The following is a 17,542-nucleotide window of genomic DNA, read 5'->3' as shown; positions in this document are numbered from 1 at the left end:
CCTTGCGCGTACTGCTGACCGGACACCAGGGCTATCTGGGCACCGTGATGGCCCCGGTCCTCGCGGCCGCCGGGCACGAGGTCGTCGGTCTCGATGCCGGGCTCTTCGCCGACTGCGTCCTGGGCCCGCAGCCCGCAGACCCTCCGGGGCGACGGGTGGACCTGCGCGACGTCACGGCCGAACACGTGGCCGGGGTGGACGCCGTGATCCACCTGGCCGCGCTGTCCAACGACCCGCTGGGATCGCTGGCGCCGGACCTCACCTACGACATCAACCACCACGCGTCCGTGCGGCTGGCCCGGCTGGCCCGCGAGGCCGGAGTGCGGCGCTTCCTGTACGCGTCCACCTGCTCGGTCTACGGCGCCGCCGGCGGGGACGACCTGGTGACCGAGGACGCCCCGCTGCGCCCGGTGACGCCGTACGCGGAGTCCAAGGTGCGGGTGGAGGACGACCTGCACGCGCTGGCCGACGGCGACTTCACTCCGGTGTTCATGCGCAACGCCACCGCCTTCGGCTACTCGCCCCGGCTGCGCGCCGACATCGTGCTGAACAACCTGGTGGGGCACGCGCTCCTGTCCGGCGAGGTCCTCGTGCTCTCCGACGGCACCCCCTGGCGCCCGCTGGTGCACGCCGCCGACATCGCACGGGCCTTCACGGCCGCGCTGACCGCGCCGCGCGAAGCCGTGCACGACCGGGCGTTCAACATCGGCAGCGAGGTCAACAACGTCACGGTCGCCGAGATCGCCGAGCAGGTAGCCGAGGCGGTGTCCGGCTCGAAGGTGGTGATCACCGGCGAGACCGGTGCCGATCCGCGGTCGTACCGGGTGGACTTCTCCCGGTTCCGCGCCGCGATCCCCGGCTTCGACTGCGAGTGGACGGTGCAGCAGGGCGCGCTCGAACTCGCCGACGCCTACCGGAAACACGGGCTGACCCGGGAGGACTTCGAGCAGCGCTTCACCCGGCTTGCCGTGCTGCGCGCGGCGTCCGACGCCGGCAACGTCGACGACACTCTGCGGTGGCGCCGATGACCGCGGCCGGCGAGGAGATGCACGCGCTGGTGGAGCGGTTGTACCCGCTGTGCCGGAGCATCACCGGCGACGGTGTGCGCGCCACCCTGGAGATCGTCGGCGAATACGTCCCCCTACAGGTGCACGAGGTGCCGACCGGGACGCGGGTGCTCGACTGGACGGTGCCGCAGGAGTGGAACATCCGGGACGCGTACATCGCCGACAGCGCCGGCCACCGGGTCGTCGACTTCGCCGCGTCCAGCCTGCACGTGCTCGGCTACAGCGTGCCGGTGTCGGCGACCATGCCGCTGGCCGAGCTGCGCGAACACCTGCACACCCTGCCGGACCACCCGGCCTGGGTGCCGTACCGCACCAGCTACTACACCCCGGAATGGGGATTCTGCCTGGCCCAGGAGACCTTGGACGAGCTGCCGGACGGCGAGTACGAGGTGCGCATCGACTCCACGCTCGCCGACGGCCACCTCACCTACGCCGAGCACGTGGTCCCCGGGCAGGTCGCCGACGAGGTGATCGTCTCCTGCCACGTCTGCCACCCGTCGCTGGCCAACGACAACCTGGCCGGTATCGCGGTGGCGACGTTCCTGGCCCGCGCGCTGGCGCAGGAGACGCCGCACTACACCTACCGGTTCATCTACGCGCCCGGCACCATCGGGGCGATCACCTGGCTGGCCCGCAACGCGGAGCGGATCGAACGGGTCAAGCACGGGCTGGTGCTGGCCTGCGCCGGCGACCCGGGCCATCTGACGTACAAACAGAGCAGGCGCGGCGACGCGGAGATCGACCGGGTGTTGCGGCATGTGCTGGCCGCGTCCGAACGCCCGCACCGCGTCGCCGAGTTCACTCCGTACGGCTACGACGAGCGGCAGTTCTGCTCGCCCGGGTTCGACCTGGGCGTGGGCTCGCTCAGCCGGACCCCGTACGCCGGGTACCCCGAGTACCACACCTCGGCGGACAACCCGGACTTCGTCTCCCCGGAGGCGATGGCGGACACCCTCGCCGTCTGCCGCGAGGCGTTCGCCGTCCTCGACCGCAACCGGCAGTACGTCAACCTCAGCCCCTACGGCGAACCGCAACTGGGCCGGCGCGGGTTGTACGACTCGCTCGGCGGCCGCAGCGACGCCAAGCAGGCCCAGATGGCCATGCTCTGGGTGCTCAGCCTGTCCGACGGCGAGCACAGTCTGCTGGACGTCGCCGAGCGGTCCGGGCTCCCGTTCGACACCGTCGCCGCCGCGGCCGGCGCCCTGTGCGGCGCCGAACTGATCAAGGCATGACGCCGATGACCACCCAGGGGGAGAATCCGCAGACAACGGCGCCACCGGCCGGGTCCGCCAGGCGGGCCCTCGTCGGCCGGCTGTCCTGGGGACTGGCCGACCAGGCGGCCTCCAGCATCAGCAACTTCGCGGTGGGCATCTACGTGGCCCGCTCGCTGGGGGTGACCGCGTTCGGCGTGTTCAGCCTCGCCTGGGTGACGTACGGCGTGGTGCTCAACGTCTCCCGCGGCCTTGCCACCGACCCGCTCGTGGTGCGCTTCAGCGGCGTGCCGGACGCGTCCTGGCGCGGGGCGGTGGCCCGCTCGACGGGTACCGCACTCGGCGTCGGTACGGCCCTCGGCGTGGTGTGTCTGGTGGCCGGGCTCGGTCTCGGCGGCCGCGTGGGGCCCGCGTTCGCCGCCCTCGGCGTCATGTTGCCGGGGCTGCTGCTCCAGGACGCCTGGCGGTTCACGTTCTTCGCCGCGGGCGCCGGGCGGAAGGCGTTCCTCAACGACGTCGTGTGGGGCGTCGCGCTCGTCCCGGCCATGGTGCTGGCGGCCCATGTGGGCAGCGTGGCCGCCTTCGTGCTCGCCTGGGGCGCGTCCGCCACGGTGGCCGGGGGGTACGGCTACCTCCAGTCCGGCATCCGGCCCCGGATGACCGAGGCGCGCGGCTGGCTTCGCGAGCAGCGCGATCTCGGCTACCGGTACCTGGTCGAGAACGTCAGCCTCAGTGGCGCGAGCCAGTTGCGGGCGTACGGGCTCGGCGCGATCGTCGGGGTGAGCGCGGTGGGCGCGGTGCGGGGCGCCGAGCTCCTGATGGGCCCGTTCCTCGCCGTGCTGATGGGGCTTTCGCTGGTCACCGTCCCGGAGGCGGCGCGGGTGCTGCGGCAGGCCCCGCATCAACTGGGCAGGTTCTGCCTCCTCCTCGGCGGGGGGCAGGCCACCGGAGCGCTGCTCTGGGGCTCGGCGCTGCTGCTGATGCCCGGCCGGCTCGGCGAGCTGGTGCTCGGCGACGTCTGGCACTCCTCCTCGCAGCTCGTCGTGCAGATCACCCTCAGCGTCGCGGGCGCGGGCCTCGGCACCGGCGCGGCGGCCGGGCTGCGCGCGCTCGGCGCGGCCCGGCGCAGCCTGCGCTGCCAGCTGTTCGCCTCCGCCTGCTATGTCGGCGGCGGGCTCGGCGGGGCGGCCCTCGCCGGTACGGCCGGCTCGGCCTGGGGCGTCGCCGCCGCGACTGTCAGCGGCTCGGCCGTGTGGTGGCTGCAACTGCGGTCCGCCCTGCGCGAGCGCCACCGCGATCCCATCCCCGAAGTGAGGACCTCATGACCGACCGACCGAGGCTGAGCATCGGCCTGCCCGTGTACAACGGCGAGGAGTACCTGGCCGAGTCGCTCGACGCCCTGCTCGGCCAGACCTACGAGGACTTCGAGCTGGTCATCTCCGACAACGCCTCGACCGACGGGACCCAGGAGATCTGCCGCAAGTACGCCGCACGGGACTCGCGCATCCGGTATCTCCGGCTGCCCAGGAACATCGGCGCCACGCCGAACCACAACCATGTGTTCGCCGAGTCCCGCGGCGAGCTGTTCAAGTGGGCCTCGCACGACGACCTGTACGGCCGGGACCTGCTGCGGCGCTGCGTGGAGGCGCTGGACGAGCGGCCGGACATCATCCTCGCGCACACCGGCCAGGCGGTCATCGACGGCGACGGCCAGGTGACGGTCCCCTACGAGTACACGCTGGCCACCGACTCTCCGCGGGCGCCGGAGCGCTTCCGCAGCCTGCTGTTCGAGCCGGGCGGCGACGACTTCTACGGGGTGATGCGGGCCGACATGCTGCGCCGGGTGAAACCGATGGACAGCTACCACCACGCGGACCGCACGTTCGTCGCCGAGATCACCCTGCACGGTCCCTTCCACCAGGTGCCGGAGCTGCTGTACTTCCGCCGCGACCACCCCACCCGCGCCGAGCGGGCGAACCCTTCCAAGCGCTCCCGGTGCGTCAACCTGGACCCGCGCCGGGCAGGCCCGCTGCACCCGACGCCCCGGCTGCTCGCCGAGTACATCTGGGGCTTCGCCTCCGCGATCCGGCGGGCGCCGTTGTCCCCGGCCGACCGGCGCGCGTGCTACCGCCACCTGGCCGCGTGGCTGACCAGCCGGGTCCGGCCGGGCGCCGGTGAGCGGGTCGAGGACCGCGCCCCGGTCGATCCGGGCCTGCTCACGGTCTCCGTCGACGCCCTCGTCGCCGGCCGTGAGGGGAGGCAGGCATGACGTCCGCGGACGAAACCCCGGTGCGCGTCGGGGTGTTCGGCCTGCTCGGCTCCGGCAACCTCGGCAACGACGGATCACTCGAAGCCGTGCTCGGGTACCTCCGCGCCGAACACCCGGAGGCGGTCGTGGACGCGCTGTGCGGCGGACCCGAGGCCGTGACGACCCGGTTCGGGATCCCCGCGACGCGGCTGCACTGGTACCGCGGGGAGTACCGGACCGCGTCGCGCGCGGGCGCGATCGCGGCGAAGGGGCTGGGCAAACTCGTCGACGTCTTCCGCACCGCTGCCTGGGTGCGCCGGCACGACGCGGTGATCGTGCCGGGCATGGGCGTCCTGGAGGCGACACTGCCGCTGCGGCCGTGGGGCTTCCCCTACTCGCTGTTCCTGCTCTGCGCGAGCGGCCGGCTGCTGCGCACCCGGGTGGCGCTGGTCAGCGTCGGCGCCGCGACGATCGGCAACCGGCCGACCCGGGCCCTGGTGCGCCGGTCGGCGCGGCTGGCCGCGTACCGGTCGTACCGGGACGCGCAGTCCCGCGACGCGATGCGGGCGATGGGCGTGGACACCGCGCGCGACGAGGTCTACCCGGACCTCGCGTTCGCCCTGCCGACGCCACGGGCGAGCACGCCCTCGGACCCGTCGGACCCGCCGGGCCCCGTCTGCGTCGGCGTCATGGACTTCCACGGCGGCAACGACGACCGCGCCCGGGCCGACGAGATATACCGGCGCTACCTCGACGGGACGATCCGGTTCGTCCGCGCGCTGGTCGAGGAGGACAGGGCCGTCCGGCTGCTCACCGGTGACGAGTGCGACGCGTCGGTCGTCGCCGCGATCCTCGCCGCGGTGGACTCGCCGCTGGTCACCGCTGCCGAGCCGTCCTCACTGGCCGACCTGATGAAGGAGATGGCGGCTGCCGACACCGTGGTGGCGATCCGGTACCACAACCTGATCTGCGCGCTGAAGACCGGTACGCCGGTGCTCGCTCTCTGCTACGCGGCGAAAAGCGACGCGCTCATGGCGGAGATGGGCCTCGGCGCGTACTGCCACCCGGCGCGCGAGGTCGACGCCGACCGGCTGCTGGAGCAGTTCCGTGCGCTGGAGAAGCGTTCGGCCGAGCTGCGGCAGACCCTCGTCGAGCGGAACCTGGCCGCCGCCCGGCAACTCGAGCACCAGTTCACGGCCTTGACCGCGGCCCTGTTCCCGGCGACCGACCACACCCACGCCCACGCTCGGCAGGAGTCTCCATGAAAGCGACCGAAGTCCCGGAGATCACCGGCGCGTACCTCTTCGAGCCGACGCCGTACACCGACGAACGCGGCTTCTTCTGCCGGACCTTCGACGCCGACGTGGTCCGCTCGGTGGGCCTCGACCCGGAGGCCTTCGTCCAGGACAGCCTGTCCCGCTCGGTCCGGGGCGTGCTGCGCGGCCTGCACCTGCGCTCCGGCGCGGGCGAGGCCAAGCTGGTGCGGTGCTCGTACGGGAGGATCTTCGACGTCGTCGTGGACCTGCGGCCGGACTCGCCGACGTACCGGAACCGGGCCTTCTTCGAGCTGTCCGGCGAGACGCAGGTGACCTTGTACATCCCGGCGGGGTGCGCGCACGGATTCCAGGCGCTGACCGAGACCGCCGACACCTCGTACCGGATCGACCGCCCACACGATCCGGCCGAGGACGTGACGATCGCCTTCGACGACCCCGAGCTCGCCATCCCCTGGCCGCTGCCGGCCGCATCGATGTCCCAGCGGGACCGGGAGGCGCCGAGCCTCGCCGAGGTCCTCAAGCACCAAGAAGGTTGAGGTCGGCGTGCACACCGAAGACACCGGAGAGTTCCTCCTGCCCCGCTCGCGGCTGGCCAACGAGCGGCTGCACGCCCTGATCCCCGGGGGCGCGCACACCTACGCCAAGGGCGACGACCAGTACCCCGACGACCTGGCCCCGGTCATCAGCCACGGCCGCGGTTCCCACGTGTGGGACATCGACGGCAACCGCTACATCGAGTACGGCTCCGGCCTGCGGTCGGTCAGCCTCGGCCACGCCCACCCACGCGTGATCGAGGCGGTGCGGCGGGAACTCGACCGCGGCAGCAACTTCGTCCGGCCGTCCATCGTGGAGGTCGAAGCCGCGGAACGCTTCCTGGCCACGGTGCCGACCGCCGAGATGGTGAAGTTCGCCAAGAACGGCTCCGACGCCACCACCGCCGCGGTGCGCCTCGCCCGCGCCGCCACCGGACGCCCGCGGGTGGCCCTCTGCGCCGACCATCCGTTCTTCTCCGTCGACGACTGGTTCATCGGCACCACGCCGATGTCCGCCGGTGTCCCGGCGGCGACCAACGAGCTCACCGTGGCGTTCCCTTACGGGGACCTGGCCGCCACGGAGGAACTGCTCACCCGGTACCAGGACGAGGTCGCCTGCCTGATCCTCGAACCCGCCACCCACACCGAGCCGCCGCCCGGGTACCTCGCCGGCCTGCGCGAGCTGGCCGACCGGCACGGCTGCGTACTGATCTTCGATGAGATGATCACCGGCTTCCGCTGGTCCGAGGCGGGCGCCCAGGGCCTGTACGGCGTCGTCCCCGACCTCTCCACGTTCGGCAAGGCGCTGGGCAACGGATTCGCCGTCTCCGCGCTGGCCGGGCGCCGCGATCTGATGGAGCTGGGCGGCCTGCGTCACTCCGGCGACCGGGTGTTCCTGCTGTCCACCACGCACGGTGCGGAAACGCACTCCCTGGCGGCCGCGATGGCCGTGCAGGCCACCTACGTCGAAGAGGGCGTCACCGCGCGGCTGCACGCCCTCGGCGAGCGGCTGGCCGCCGGTGTCCGGGAGGCCGCGGCCGGCATGGGCGTCGGCGACCACATCGTCGTCCGGGGCCGCGCCAGCAACCTGGTCTTCGCCACCCTCGACGAGAACCGGCAGCCCTCGCAGCAGTACCGGACCCTGTTCCTGCGCCGGCTCCTCGCGGGCGGGGTGCTGGCCCCGTCGTTCGTGGTGAGCAGCGCGCTCGGCGACGCCGACATCGATCACACCGTCGAGGTGGTGGCTCAGGCATGTGCGGTGTACCGGAAGGCCCTAGACGCCGCTGACCCCACCCCCTGGCTGGGCGGACGACCGGTGAAGCCCGTATTCCGCCGCTTGGCGTGACGTTGACGTCAGCGACGCTCCCGCCGACCGGCGTCGGCCGTCCGATCGGCCAGCCGGTCAGCCGTCCGGTCGACCAGCCACGCGGTCGCCGGTATCACAGCCAGCGCGGTGCACCAGCCGCCCAGGACGTCGGTCGGGTAGTGCGCGCCCAGGGCGACCTGCGCCCAGCCCATGACGGCGCCGGCGACCAGCGCCGCGGCGAGCACGAGTAACGTGCCGGCCGTCCTGCCGAGGCCGAGCCGGCCGGTCGCCGGCAGCGCCACCACGAGAGCGAGCGCGGTGACGAAGGCGGTGTGCCCGCTCGGATAGGACAGGTTGTCGCCGTGGATGGTGCGCCCCACCAAGGACTTGAGCAGCGTCGTCGTCGCCACGGTCATGCCGACGCCGGCCACGACGAGCACCGCCGCGCGAGGACGCCGAAGCAGCAGGCAGCCCGTCACGGCGGCCACGACCAGCATCACCGATCCTGCGGGCTCCCCCAAGAAGTCCATGGCCAGAGCGACGTACCGCCACGGCGGCCGCACGCTGTCCGCCGTCGGCGCCCAAATCCGCGCGTCCACCATGCCGGGCTCGCTGTGGCCGGCGTACAGGACCCCGAGCGCGACGACCACCAGCGCGGCGAGGGCCGCGATCGGCCCGAGCCACACGCGCAGCGACGGGGGCAGCACCGCGGGCGCCGACCGGCCGGTCACACGCCCACCGCGTCCGGTCGACCTGCGGTGCTCTGCCGTGATCGGCAGATGGTGTTCCGGATCTTGACTCCTTGAGACAGGGTGAGGATGCGGCCCTTCATCCGACCGGCGGGCAGCCATTGATCAGCGCCCACCTGGTGGTCGGGGCCCGCGCCGCGACCCCCTCTTTGATGGCGGTCGAGCCGAACACCCGGCTCATGACCGAGACGGGGAAAAGCCCGCACACCGTCGCAGACCATCCGGCAGATGCGATGCACCTCCCCCTCCCGTCGGGGCCGACGCCATGTCACCTGCCGCTACCGCGATACCGCGCCCCCGAGAACTGCCGCTGCCGCCCGCCGACATGGCCGGGATCGTCAGAGGTACGGGCTGCGCACGGCTGGACCGGGCAAGACTGCAAACACGTCAAGCGTGAACTGAGCCGGGCCGACTTCCAGGCCCGCTTTTCCGGCCAAGCGGTCCAACGCCACTGTCGCTGGTCGACGTGGCCTTCGGCCTCCACTGGTGCCAACTCCCCACCAACGAGACCCCGTCGTCCATTTGTCACCCTAACCAACAACGCGGTCACGGCAAACCGCCGTCGGAAAGTCTGGGTGTCGACACTCCGCGAATTTTGGTTCTGGATCGCTTTGACGGCCACTCAGAACGAACGCCATCCGTGCGTCAAGCGGCCCAGTGCCCCCGGCACGCAGCCCACCACCAGGCCGAACCTATGCCGATTCCCGAGAAATCGCAGGTCAGACGGCCTGCCGGACCGGTTCGAGGATGGCGAAGCACTCCACATGATGCGTCATCGAAAAGAGGTCGTCCCGGACGAGTCACGAAGAACACCAGCTCAGGGACCGTTCTCCGGCTCATTGCTCCGCGTGCGTGCGCCGAGAGCGTCAAACGAGCGCCAAGACCAACAGTCCCCTCCTCCTCATCACTCACGACCGGCATTCGTGACGTAAAGGACAGCTTCTTCCTGCACCACCAGAATGTGCTCGAGCAGTCGCAGCAGGGAAGACGAGCCTTCGACGCATGCCCGAATCCAATTGGGGTATTCGCCTCGATTCGGGCTTGAAACAGAGGAGGAACATGGACGACGTCGCCGCTCCCGGCAGGGAAAGCGTCCCCCTGTCCGGGCATCAGGCGCGTTCCGGCGCCCTGCTCGACGGAACGCTGGAAAACCTGCGGGCTTCCGCCATCGCGATCGATGACGATGGCCTCATCGTCGCGGTCAACAGCGCGGCCCAAAGCCTGCTGGGCAGGGAAGCCTCAGAACTCGTCGGTCAGGACTTCCACGACCTGCTGCACCGGGACAGATACGGGCACTCGGTGCCGCGCACGCGCTGCCTGATGAGGAAGGCCATCCTCACGGGGGACACCAGACATGGCGACGCCGAGTGGTTCGCCTGCGGGGACGGCACTCTCGTCCAGTTGTCCTGGCTGGTCACGCCCTACTCACCCGGTCCGGGCGGGACAGGTGCGCTGGCGATGCTGTACGAGCCGAGGCCAGGGGACGTGCGCCACACCGACGGCGGGCACTCCGCGCCGCTGACGGAACTGGACCGCCTGTCCCTGCTGGCGGAGACGACCACGCAGCTCACGTCCACCCTGGACGCGGACGAGGCGCTGCACCGACTGGCGGCCCTGACCGTGCCCCGGCTCGCGGACTGGGCCGTGTTCGACCTGCTCACCGAACGTGACGAAGTACGACGCGTTCTCGTGATGGAGCACAAGGACGGCATTCTCGTCGAGCGGGACGACCTGCAGGGCCCGATGCCTCCCGTGCCGGCAGAGTCACCGATGCCCCTGTCACGGGCCCTGCGCGGCGCCGCCTCCTCCCTCGCCGGCCCCGCCACCTACCAAGGTCCGCCCGACTCCGGCATAGCGGTCGAGCAGCAGCGTCTGTTCACCGCGACAGGTATGCACTCCGCCGTCATCGCACCCATTCGCGGACTGCGGGACGTCCTCGGCGCCCTGACCCTGGGCCGCGCCCAGCGTCATGACGCCTTCACCCCTGCCGACCTGCCGCTGCTGGAGGACCTCACCCGCCGGGCGGGCCTGGCGCTGGACAACGCGCGCCTGTACCAGCGCCAGCGCAAAGTCGCCGAGACCATGCAACGCCACCTGCTGCCCCAGCTGCCCGTCCTGCCCGGGCTGGAGATGACCGCGCGCTACGTACCCGCTCCGGACGCCTCATCCGTGGGCGGTGACTGGTACGACGCCTTCGCTCTGGCCACCCACGCCCACGCACTGGCCATCGGCGACGTCGTCGGACACGATCTCGACGCCGCAGCCGGCATGGCGCAGGTCCGCAACATGCTGCGCGCCTTCGCCTGGTCCCACCCCGAGGCCGCGCCCAGCGCCGTCGTCACACGGCTCGACGATGCCGTGATGCACATAGCCGAGGTACCCATGGCCACCATGATCCTCGCCAGGCTCACCCTCGGGGATGACACACTGTGGCGCCTACGCTGGACGAACGCCGGCCACCCGCCGCCCCTGCTCATCACCCACGACGGTCAGACCCGCTACCTCGACGAGGCTCACGGCATACTCCTCGGAACCGGAGTCACCAGACCTCGCCCCGACGCCGTCACCGTCCTGCCGCCCCAGGCCACGCTCCTGCTCTACACCGACGGACTGGTCGAATCCCCGCACCACTCCATCGATCACGGGCTTGACCGGCTGCGCCGCCACGCGGCCTCGCTCGCCCACCGCCCCCTCGACTCCTTCTGCGACTTGCTGCTGGACCAGGTCCGCCCCAGCGACAACGATGACGACGTCGCCATGATCGCGCTGCGCACACCCCCTCCCGTAGGACCCGCCTGACCCGCGCGTGAGTCAGATCGAGCACCTTCGACGGCGGACCCGGCACAGCACGGCATTCGCCTCAACCACCTGACGCACACCGATGATGGGACAGCCTCCTGGCCGGCAACGAGGGCCCGGGAGGAAGACCGCCCTCACCGTGATCGCCCTGTCTGGACTCTCGTTCTGCGGGACCACGGGAGGCGGGAAGGGCGGTGCGTGTGGAGGACGAGCAGCGCCAGGGCACCGGTCGCCGCGGACCAGGTGAGGGAGAGCAGGCCGTGGGACCAGGGGATGTGCGGGGTGAGGGCTGAGCTCAGCGCCAGCTGGTTCACGCCGTACAGAGGAAGCGCGGACACGCCCGCCACATCCTCCAGCCCGCCGCGGACCAGAGAGCCGAGCAGAAGACCGATGCCGCCGTAAGCAAGGCCGGCGCCCGCAAGGGCCAGCGCCAGGGGTGCTGTGTGGCGTACGGACAGGGAGATCCACAGCAGGATCGTGGTGTAGCCCTACACCGACGTCGAGCCCCGGGGCACGACCCACGGGTTTCCGCTGCTGACGTTCGCCCGCTCGATCACGCAAGGCATAAGCCGACCGCCAGTCCCCCGGCGCCCAGGCTGCGGGATGCTCATCACCGGCTTCGAGCCGTTCCGACTTTCCTGGGACTTCCGGCCGCATCAGCCAGTACGAGCGTGAAACAACCGAAAGGGCATTCATACAGGTCAACGACCTGCGACGGCCAGACATCGCAGGTCACGGCGTTGGCTGGTCTCTTCCGGGACAAGTGATCATCAGGAACCAGCAGCTCCGCGCAGAACGTCGCCCGCCCTCGGCGCCCCATCGATATACGCCACCCGACAGGGCCTGACCGTAACGCCCACACCGCACATCATGCGCACGCACGAAACCGCAGGTCAGGCACCCTTTGCGACCGGTTCAAGGATGGCAACGCACTCCACATGATGAGTCATCGGAAAGAGATCGAACGCCCGCAGCGTCCGCACCTTGTACCCGCCGTCGCGGAAGTACCCGAGGTCGCGGGCCAGCGCCGCCGGGTCGCAGGCCACGTACGCGATGCGGCGGGCGCCCAGGGAGGAGAGGTGCTCGACCGTCTTCTTGCCTGCGCCGGCGCGGGGCGGGTCGAGGACGATCAGGTCGACCTCGGTGATGCCGGTGCGCGGAAGGACCGCCTCGACCTTGCCCTGTTCGATGCGGACCCGGTCGAAGGCGGTGAGATTGTGCCGGGCGTCCTCGACCGCGCGCTTGCCGGACTCGATGCCGAGGACCGCGCCCTTGTCGCCGAGGCGGTCCGCGAGGGCGCCCGCGAAGAGGCCGACGCCGCAGTACAGGTCGAGTGCCATCTCACCCTTGCGCGGCATCAGGCCCTGCATGACGGCCTTGACCAGGGTGTCGGCCGCCATCGGGTGGACCTGCCAGAAGCCGCCGCTGCCGACGCGGTACGTACGGCCGTCGGCCCGCTCGCGCACGAACGCGCGGCCGTGGACGCGGTGGATTCCGCCGTCGTGCTCCTCGACGCGCATCACGGAGACGGGCTTGTCGAGCTCCACGAGGGGCAGGCGGGCGCCGGGGCGGGGCTCCAGGATGACCATGCGGTCCTGGGAGCCGGTCGCGGCGATCGCGTCGACCGAGGCCATGCCGGACCAGTCGCGCTCCTCGATGCCGAGTTCACTCACGCCCGGCGCCGCGATCATGCAGCGCTCGATCGGCTCGACCTCGTGCGAGCGGTGGCGGCGCAGTCCGGCGTTGCCGTCGGCGTCCACGGCGTACTGGACGCGCGTGCGCCAGGCCGGGACCTCGCCGGCGGGCAGCTTGTCGCCCTCGGCGGGCATCACCGTGCCGTCCCAGCCCGCTTCCTCGGGCGTGAGGCCTGCGAGCCGCTGCAGCTGCTCGGCGATGACCTCACCCTTGAGGCGGCGCTGCGCGCCCGGCTTGGCGTGCTGCCAGTCGCAGCCGCCGCAGCGGCCGGGGCCGGCGTAGGGGCAGGGGGCTTCGACGCGGTCCTTGGACGCCGAGAGAATCGTCACCGCGTCCGCGCGCAGGAAGCGCGTGCCCTCCTCGCCCTCCGTGACACGCGCGACGACGCGCTCGCCGGGCAGGGCGTGCCGGACGAAGAGGACCTGGCCCTCGGCCGTACGGGCGATGCAGTGCCCGCCATGGGCCACGGGGCCGATCTCGACCTCGTACTCCTCCCCCACCAGCGATTTCTTCGGTTCTGCCTGCATGGCGGGGTGACTCCAGATGCGAAAGGGGATGAGGAAGGGGTCGCGGAACCGCGAGCGGCCGGACAACAGCCCACCAGTCTACGTGGACGTTGCCCGGCCGCTCACCACAAGCCCGTCAGCCCCCGCGGTCGCAAGGCCGTCAGCCCCCGCGATCGCAGAGCCGTCAGCTCTTGGTGTTCGAGGACTCCTTCGGGCGCTCCTCCGCCGGACCCCGGCGCACCGCACCCGGCGCGTTCCACTCCTGCCGCTTGCGGGCCCGGTTCCTCGCGACCTCCGAGGACTCCAGCTGGTAGGGCACGGAGGTGACCATCACACCGGGCGTGAACAGCAGCCGGCCCTTGAGCCGCAGCGCGCTCTGGTTGTGCAGCAGATGCTCGTACCAGTGGCCGACCACGTACTCGGGGATGATGACCGAGACCGCGTCGCGCGGGGACTCCCGGCGCAGACCCTTCACGTACTCGATGACGGGCCGGGTGATCTCGCGGTACGGCGAGTCGAGGACCTTCAGCGGTACGTCGATGCCGCGCCGCTCCCACTCCTCGCGCAGGGCCTTGGTCTCGGCCGGGTCGACGTTGACGCTGAGCGCTTCGAGGGTGTCGGAGCGCATCAGTTTGGCGTAGGCGAGGGCCCGCAGGGTCGGGCGGTGGATCTTGGAGATCAGGACCACCGAGTGGACCCGGGAGGGGCGGACGCTGTCGTCGGAGGGCCCCTCGGGGGCGGCGATCTCCTCGGCGACGCGGTCGTAGTGCTTACGGATCGCGCTCATCGTCGCGTAGAAGATCACCATGCCGAGCAGGGCGACCCAGGCGCCGTGCGTGAACTTGGTGACGAGGACGACGACCAGCACCAGGCCGGTGAAGAAGGCGCCGAAGGCGTTGATCGCGCGGGAGCGGATCATGTGGCTGCGCTGGGCCGGGTCCTTCTCGGTGCGCAGGTGGCGGTTCCAGTGCCGGACCATGCCGGTCTGGCTGAGCGTGAAGGAGACGAAGACGCCGACGATGTAGAGCTGGATCAGCCGGGTCGAGTCGGCGCCGTAGATGACGACCAGGAGTGTGGCGGCGCCCGCGAGCAGGACGATGCCGTTGGAGAAGGCGAGGCGGTCGCCGCGGGTGTGCAGCTGGCGCGGCAGATAGCGGTCCTGGGCGAGGATCGAGCCGAGCAGCGGGAAACCGTTGTACGCGGTGTTGGCCGCGAGGAACAGCACCAGCGCGGTGGCGGCGGCGAGCACGATGAACAGGAAGCTGCCCTTGCCGAAGACCGCCTCGGCGACCTGCGAGATCACCGGGTTCTGGACGTAGCCGGAGCCGATCGGGACGCCGTTGTGGATCAGGTCGGTGGCCGGGTTCTCGGCCATCCGGACCTTGGTCGACATGGCCAGCGCGATGATGCCGCAGAACATGGTGACGGCCAGCAGGCCCATCGCCGCGAGAGTGCTCGCGGCGTTCTTCGACTTGGGCTTGCGGAAGGCGGGGACGCCGTTGGAGATGGCCTCGACGCCGGTGAGCGCCGCGCAGCCGGACGAGAAGGCGCGCAGCAGCAGGAAGACGAGCGCGAAGCCCGCGAGCCCCTGGTGCTCGGCCTTGATGTGGTAGTCGGAGGTCGGCGCGCGCATGGTGTCGTTCAGGACGAGCCCGCGGAAGGCGCCCCACGCGATCATGATGAAGACGCCCGCGACGAAGACGTAGGTCGGAATCGCGAAGAGCTTTCCGGACTCCTTGACTCCGCGCAGGTTCATCAGCGTGAGCAGCACGATGACGACGACGGCGCACAGCACCTTGTGCTCGACGACGAAGGGGATGGCGGAGCCGAGGTTCTCGATGCCGGACGAGATCGACACGGCGACGGTGAGGACGTAGTCGACGAGCAGCGCGCTGGCGACGGTGAGGCCGGCCCTGGGGCCGAGGTTGGTGTTGGCCACCTCGTAGTCGCCGCCACCACTGGGGTAGGCGTGCACGTTCTGCCGGTAGGAAGCGACCACCGTGAACATCAGCACGACGACCGCGAGCGCGATCCAGGGGCTGAAGTGGTAGGCCGACACGCCCGCGATGGAGAGGACCAGAAGCACTTCCCCAGGTGCGTAGGCCACGGAGGAGAGCGGATCGGATGCGAAGACGGGGAGTGCGATGCGCTTCGGCAGGAGGGTTTCCCCGAGCCGATCACTGCGCAGTGCGCGCCCGATCAAGATCCGTTTGGGCACGTCGGTCAGTTTGGACACGCAGAGGATCGTAAGCGTTCGAACGGGGGGTCGCCCACCCGCCGCTCGACATCTGCTCTCCGAGTGAAAACGGGGAGGGGCCCCGTTGCGGATTCCGCGGCCGCGCACTTCCGCATGTCTATATGACAAAGCCCCTGTTTATCCCACTATGGAGGTTCCATGCACGCGACCGCTGAGCTCATCGGCGCCACCGCAGGACTCGTCGGCCTCGGAATCCTGACTCTTCTCAGCGTGCGCAGCTTCAATCGCCGCTGATCGCCGAGGACGCGCAGGCGAACGTGCACAGGGGTGCCCCTGATCGACCGCGCGTGTGTAGCTTGGGCGGCGGTCTGAGACCCTGTTTAGCCTGAGCCGTAACCATTCACATTCGGAAGGACGGTCGTGCACATCGTCATCATGGGCTGCGGAAGAGTGGGTTCCGCTCTGGCCCAGACCCTGGAGCAACAGGGGCATACGGTCGCTGTGATCGATCAGGACCCCACCGCCTTCCGACGACTGGGTTCCGGCTTCGGCGGCCGTCGAGTCACCGGAGTCGGCTTCGACCAGGACACCCTGCGCGAAGCGGGCATCGAGGAGGCCGGGGCCTTCGCCGCCGTCTCCAGCGGCGACAACTCGAACATCATCGCCGCCCGGGTGGCCCGCGAGATGTTCGGCATCGAGAACGTCGCGGCGCGCATCTACGACCCGCGCCGCGCCGAGGTCTACCAGCGCCTGGGCATCCCGACCGTCGCCACCGTCCGCTGGACGGCCGACCAGATGCTGCGGCGGCTGCTCCCCTCGGGTGCCGAGCCGCTGTGGCGCGACCCCACCGGCGGGGTGCAGCTCGCCGAGGTGCACGCCTCCGCCGCCTGGGTCGGCCACAAGATCAGCCGCCTCCAGGACGAGACCGGGGTGCGTGTGGCCTTCCTCACGCGGCTGGGCGAGGCGATCCTGCCCACCTCTCAGACGGTGCTGCAGGAGGGCGACCTCGTGCACGTGATGATGCGCACGGACGACGTCGAGAAGGTCGAGGCGTCGTTCGCCGAGGGCCCCGAAGAGGAGAGCGGTCACTGATGAGGGTCGCCATTGCCGGTGCCGGTGCCGTCGGTCGCTCCATCGCGGGCGAGCTCCTGGAGAACGGGCACGAGATTCTGCTGATCGACAAGGCGCCGACCGCCATCTCGGTCGAGCGCGTCCCGCAGGCGGAGTGGCTGCTCGCCGACGCCTGCGAGATCACCTCGCTGGACGAGGCGGCGCTGCAGCGCTGCAACGTGGTCATCGCGGCCACCGGTGACGACAAGGTCAACCTGGTCGTCTCACTGCTCGCGAAGACCGAGTACGGCGTCCCCCGCGTCGTCGCCCGTGTGAACAACCCCAAGAACGAGTGGCTGTTCAACGAGGCCTGGGGCGTGGACGTGGCGGTCTCCACCCCGCGTCTGATGTCGGCCCTGGTCGAGGAGGCCGTGAGCGTCGGCGACCTGGTCCGGCTGCTGCGCTTCAGCCACGGCGACGCGAACCTGGTCGAGCTGACCCTCCCGCCGGAGTCGGCCCTGGCCGGCACGCAGGTCGGCGACGTGGAGTGGCCCGAGGACACCTCCCTGGTCACGATCATTCGCGGCACCCGCGTCCTCACGCCCTCCCAGGAGGACTCCCTGGAGGCGGGCGACGAACTCCTCTTCGTCGCCGCCCAGGCCCGCGAGGAACAGCTCGAGGACCTGCTCTCGGTCCGCCGCGACGACGCGACGAGCTAGTGCCGCAACAGGCAACGTCCGCTCCTTGACGGGCAAACGTTGCCTGCCGCGGCACTAGCAAGCTCCGATACGACGTCGGGGGGGGGGGGGCCCCGGGGGGGGGGCCCCCCCCCGCGGGGGGGGGAACCCGGAGGGGGGCGGGGGGGGCGGCGGGGCGGGGGGGCGGGGCCCGGGGGCGTGGGGCG

General features: G+C 70.9%; 14 protein-coding genes. 10 read left to right on the top strand and 4 right to left on the bottom strand.

All coding sequences use genetic code 11. The features are described from left to right. Positions 1-2 precede the first annotated feature (2 nt). From ACIQTP_RS12920 to ACIQTP_RS12890, 7 genes are read left to right on the top strand one after another with little or no spacing between them, the layout of a single operon-like run. Entirely contained in the window at positions 3-1,028 is a 1,026-nt protein-coding gene (locus tag ACIQTP_RS12920) for an NAD-dependent epimerase/dehydratase family protein (protein WP_403399221.1), read from the top strand. Then, the gene (locus ACIQTP_RS12915; RefSeq protein ID WP_403399219.1) at positions 1,016-2,299 is read left to right on the top strand and encodes a DUF4910 domain-containing protein; all 1,284 of its coding nucleotides are present in this window, start codon (positions 1,016-1,018) and stop codon (positions 2,297-2,299) included. The genes ACIQTP_RS12920 and ACIQTP_RS12915 overlap by 13 nt, the downstream gene beginning before the upstream one ends. Beyond that, positions 2,296-3,603: a hypothetical protein gene (locus ACIQTP_RS12910; RefSeq protein ID WP_403399217.1), complete on the top strand. Its 1,308-nt coding sequence runs from the start codon at positions 2,296-2,298 to the stop codon at positions 3,601-3,603. The genes ACIQTP_RS12915 and ACIQTP_RS12910 overlap by 4 nt, the downstream gene beginning before the upstream one ends. After that, complete coding sequence (locus ACIQTP_RS12905; RefSeq protein ID WP_403399214.1) at positions 3,600-4,547, top strand: glycosyltransferase family 2 protein; 948 nt, start codon at positions 3,600-3,602, stop codon at positions 4,545-4,547. The genes ACIQTP_RS12910 and ACIQTP_RS12905 overlap by 4 nt, the downstream gene beginning before the upstream one ends. Continuing rightward, positions 4,544-5,791: a polysaccharide pyruvyl transferase family protein gene (locus tag ACIQTP_RS12900; protein ID WP_403399213.1), complete on the top strand. Its 1,248-nt coding sequence runs from the start codon at positions 4,544-4,546 to the stop codon at positions 5,789-5,791. Before ACIQTP_RS12905 ends, ACIQTP_RS12900 begins: the two co-directional genes overlap by 4 nt. Beyond that, positions 5,788-6,339 (top strand): dTDP-4-dehydrorhamnose 3,5-epimerase, encoded by a 552-nt coding sequence (rfbC, locus tag ACIQTP_RS12895; RefSeq protein ID WP_403399211.1) that lies wholly within the window; start codon positions 5,788-5,790, stop codon positions 6,337-6,339. Before ACIQTP_RS12900 ends, rfbC begins: the two co-directional genes overlap by 4 nt. A 7-nt stretch (positions 6,340-6,346) precedes the next feature. After that, a complete protein-coding gene (locus ACIQTP_RS12890) occupies positions 6,347-7,681 on the top strand; it encodes a glutamate-1-semialdehyde 2,1-aminomutase (protein ID WP_403399209.1) in 1,335 nt (444 codons plus the stop codon). Between the two features lie 8 nt (positions 7,682-7,689). Here the strand turns inward: ACIQTP_RS12890 and ACIQTP_RS12885 are convergent, their stop codons facing one another. Beyond that, a complete protein-coding gene (locus ACIQTP_RS12885; protein WP_403399207.1) occupies positions 7,690-8,373 on the bottom strand; it encodes a phosphatase PAP2 family protein in 684 nt (227 codons plus the stop codon). Between the two features lie 1,077 nt (positions 8,374-9,450). Between ACIQTP_RS12885 and ACIQTP_RS12880 the strand changes: the two genes are divergently transcribed. After that, positions 9,451-11,190: a SpoIIE family protein phosphatase gene (locus ACIQTP_RS12880; RefSeq protein WP_403399205.1), complete on the top strand. Its 1,740-nt coding sequence runs from the start codon at positions 9,451-9,453 to the stop codon at positions 11,188-11,190. A 134-nt stretch (positions 11,191-11,324) separates the two neighbouring features. Here ACIQTP_RS12880 and ACIQTP_RS12875 read toward each other — a convergent pair whose 3' ends face one another. The 3 genes from ACIQTP_RS12875 to ACIQTP_RS12865 form a co-directional block, all read right to left on the bottom strand. Beyond that, positions 11,325-11,528 carry a hypothetical protein gene (locus ACIQTP_RS12875; RefSeq protein WP_403399203.1) on the bottom strand — a complete coding sequence of 68 codons (204 nt, stop codon included), beginning with the start codon at positions 11,526-11,528 and terminating at the stop codon, positions 11,325-11,327. Positions 11,529-12,083: 555 nt separating this feature from the next. Next, positions 12,084-13,412 (bottom strand): class I SAM-dependent RNA methyltransferase, encoded by a 1,329-nt coding sequence (locus ACIQTP_RS12870; protein WP_403399200.1) that lies wholly within the window; start codon positions 13,410-13,412, stop codon positions 12,084-12,086. A gap of 163 nt (positions 13,413-13,575) precedes the next feature. Continuing rightward, positions 13,576-15,627 carry an APC family permease gene (locus ACIQTP_RS12865; RefSeq protein WP_403399198.1) on the bottom strand — a complete coding sequence of 684 codons (2,052 nt, stop codon included), beginning with the start codon at positions 15,625-15,627 and terminating at the stop codon, positions 13,576-13,578. A 381-nt stretch (positions 15,628-16,008) separates the two neighbouring features. Between ACIQTP_RS12865 and ACIQTP_RS12860 the strand changes: the two genes are divergently transcribed. Next, a complete protein-coding gene (locus tag ACIQTP_RS12860) occupies positions 16,009-16,680 on the top strand; it encodes a TrkA family potassium uptake protein (protein WP_054237133.1) in 672 nt (223 codons plus the stop codon). Next, positions 16,680-17,357, top strand: a complete 678-nt coding sequence (locus ACIQTP_RS12855) for a TrkA family potassium uptake protein (protein WP_054237132.1) — start codon at positions 16,680-16,682, stop codon at positions 17,355-17,357. Before ACIQTP_RS12860 ends, ACIQTP_RS12855 begins: the two co-directional genes overlap by 1 nt. Positions 17,358-17,542 lie beyond the last annotated feature (185 nt).

The organism is Streptomyces sp. NPDC090798 (genome assembly GCF_044768965.1).
Taxonomy (GTDB): Bacteria; Actinomycetota; Actinomycetes; order Streptomycetales; family Streptomycetaceae; genus Streptomyces.
Note: the sequence above shows the minus strand (reverse complement) of the source record. Positions and strands in the feature narration are given on the sequence as shown.

Excerpts from the sequence above, each read along its gene's own strand:
- ACIQTP_RS12870 (WP_403399200.1), bottom strand. The coding sequence starts at position 13,412 with ATGCAGGCAGAACCGAAGAAATCGCTGGTGGGGGAGGAGTACGAGGTC.
- ACIQTP_RS12905 (WP_403399214.1), top strand. The coding sequence starts at position 3,600 with ATGACCGACCGACCGAGGCTGAGCATCGGCCTGCCCGTGTACAACGGC.
- ACIQTP_RS12900 (WP_403399213.1), top strand. The coding sequence starts at position 4,544 with ATGACGTCCGCGGACGAAACCCCGGTGCGCGTCGGGGTGTTCGGCCTG.
- ACIQTP_RS12855 (WP_054237132.1), top strand. The coding sequence starts at position 16,680 with ATGAGGGTCGCCATTGCCGGTGCCGGTGCCGTCGGTCGCTCCATCGCG.
- rfbC (WP_403399211.1), top strand. The coding sequence starts at position 5,788 with ATGAAAGCGACCGAAGTCCCGGAGATCACCGGCGCGTACCTCTTCGAG.
- ACIQTP_RS12880 (WP_403399205.1), top strand. The coding sequence starts at position 9,451 with ATGGACGACGTCGCCGCTCCCGGCAGGGAAAGCGTCCCCCTGTCCGGG.
- ACIQTP_RS12910 (WP_403399217.1), top strand. The coding sequence starts at position 2,296 with ATGACGCCGATGACCACCCAGGGGGAGAATCCGCAGACAACGGCGCCA.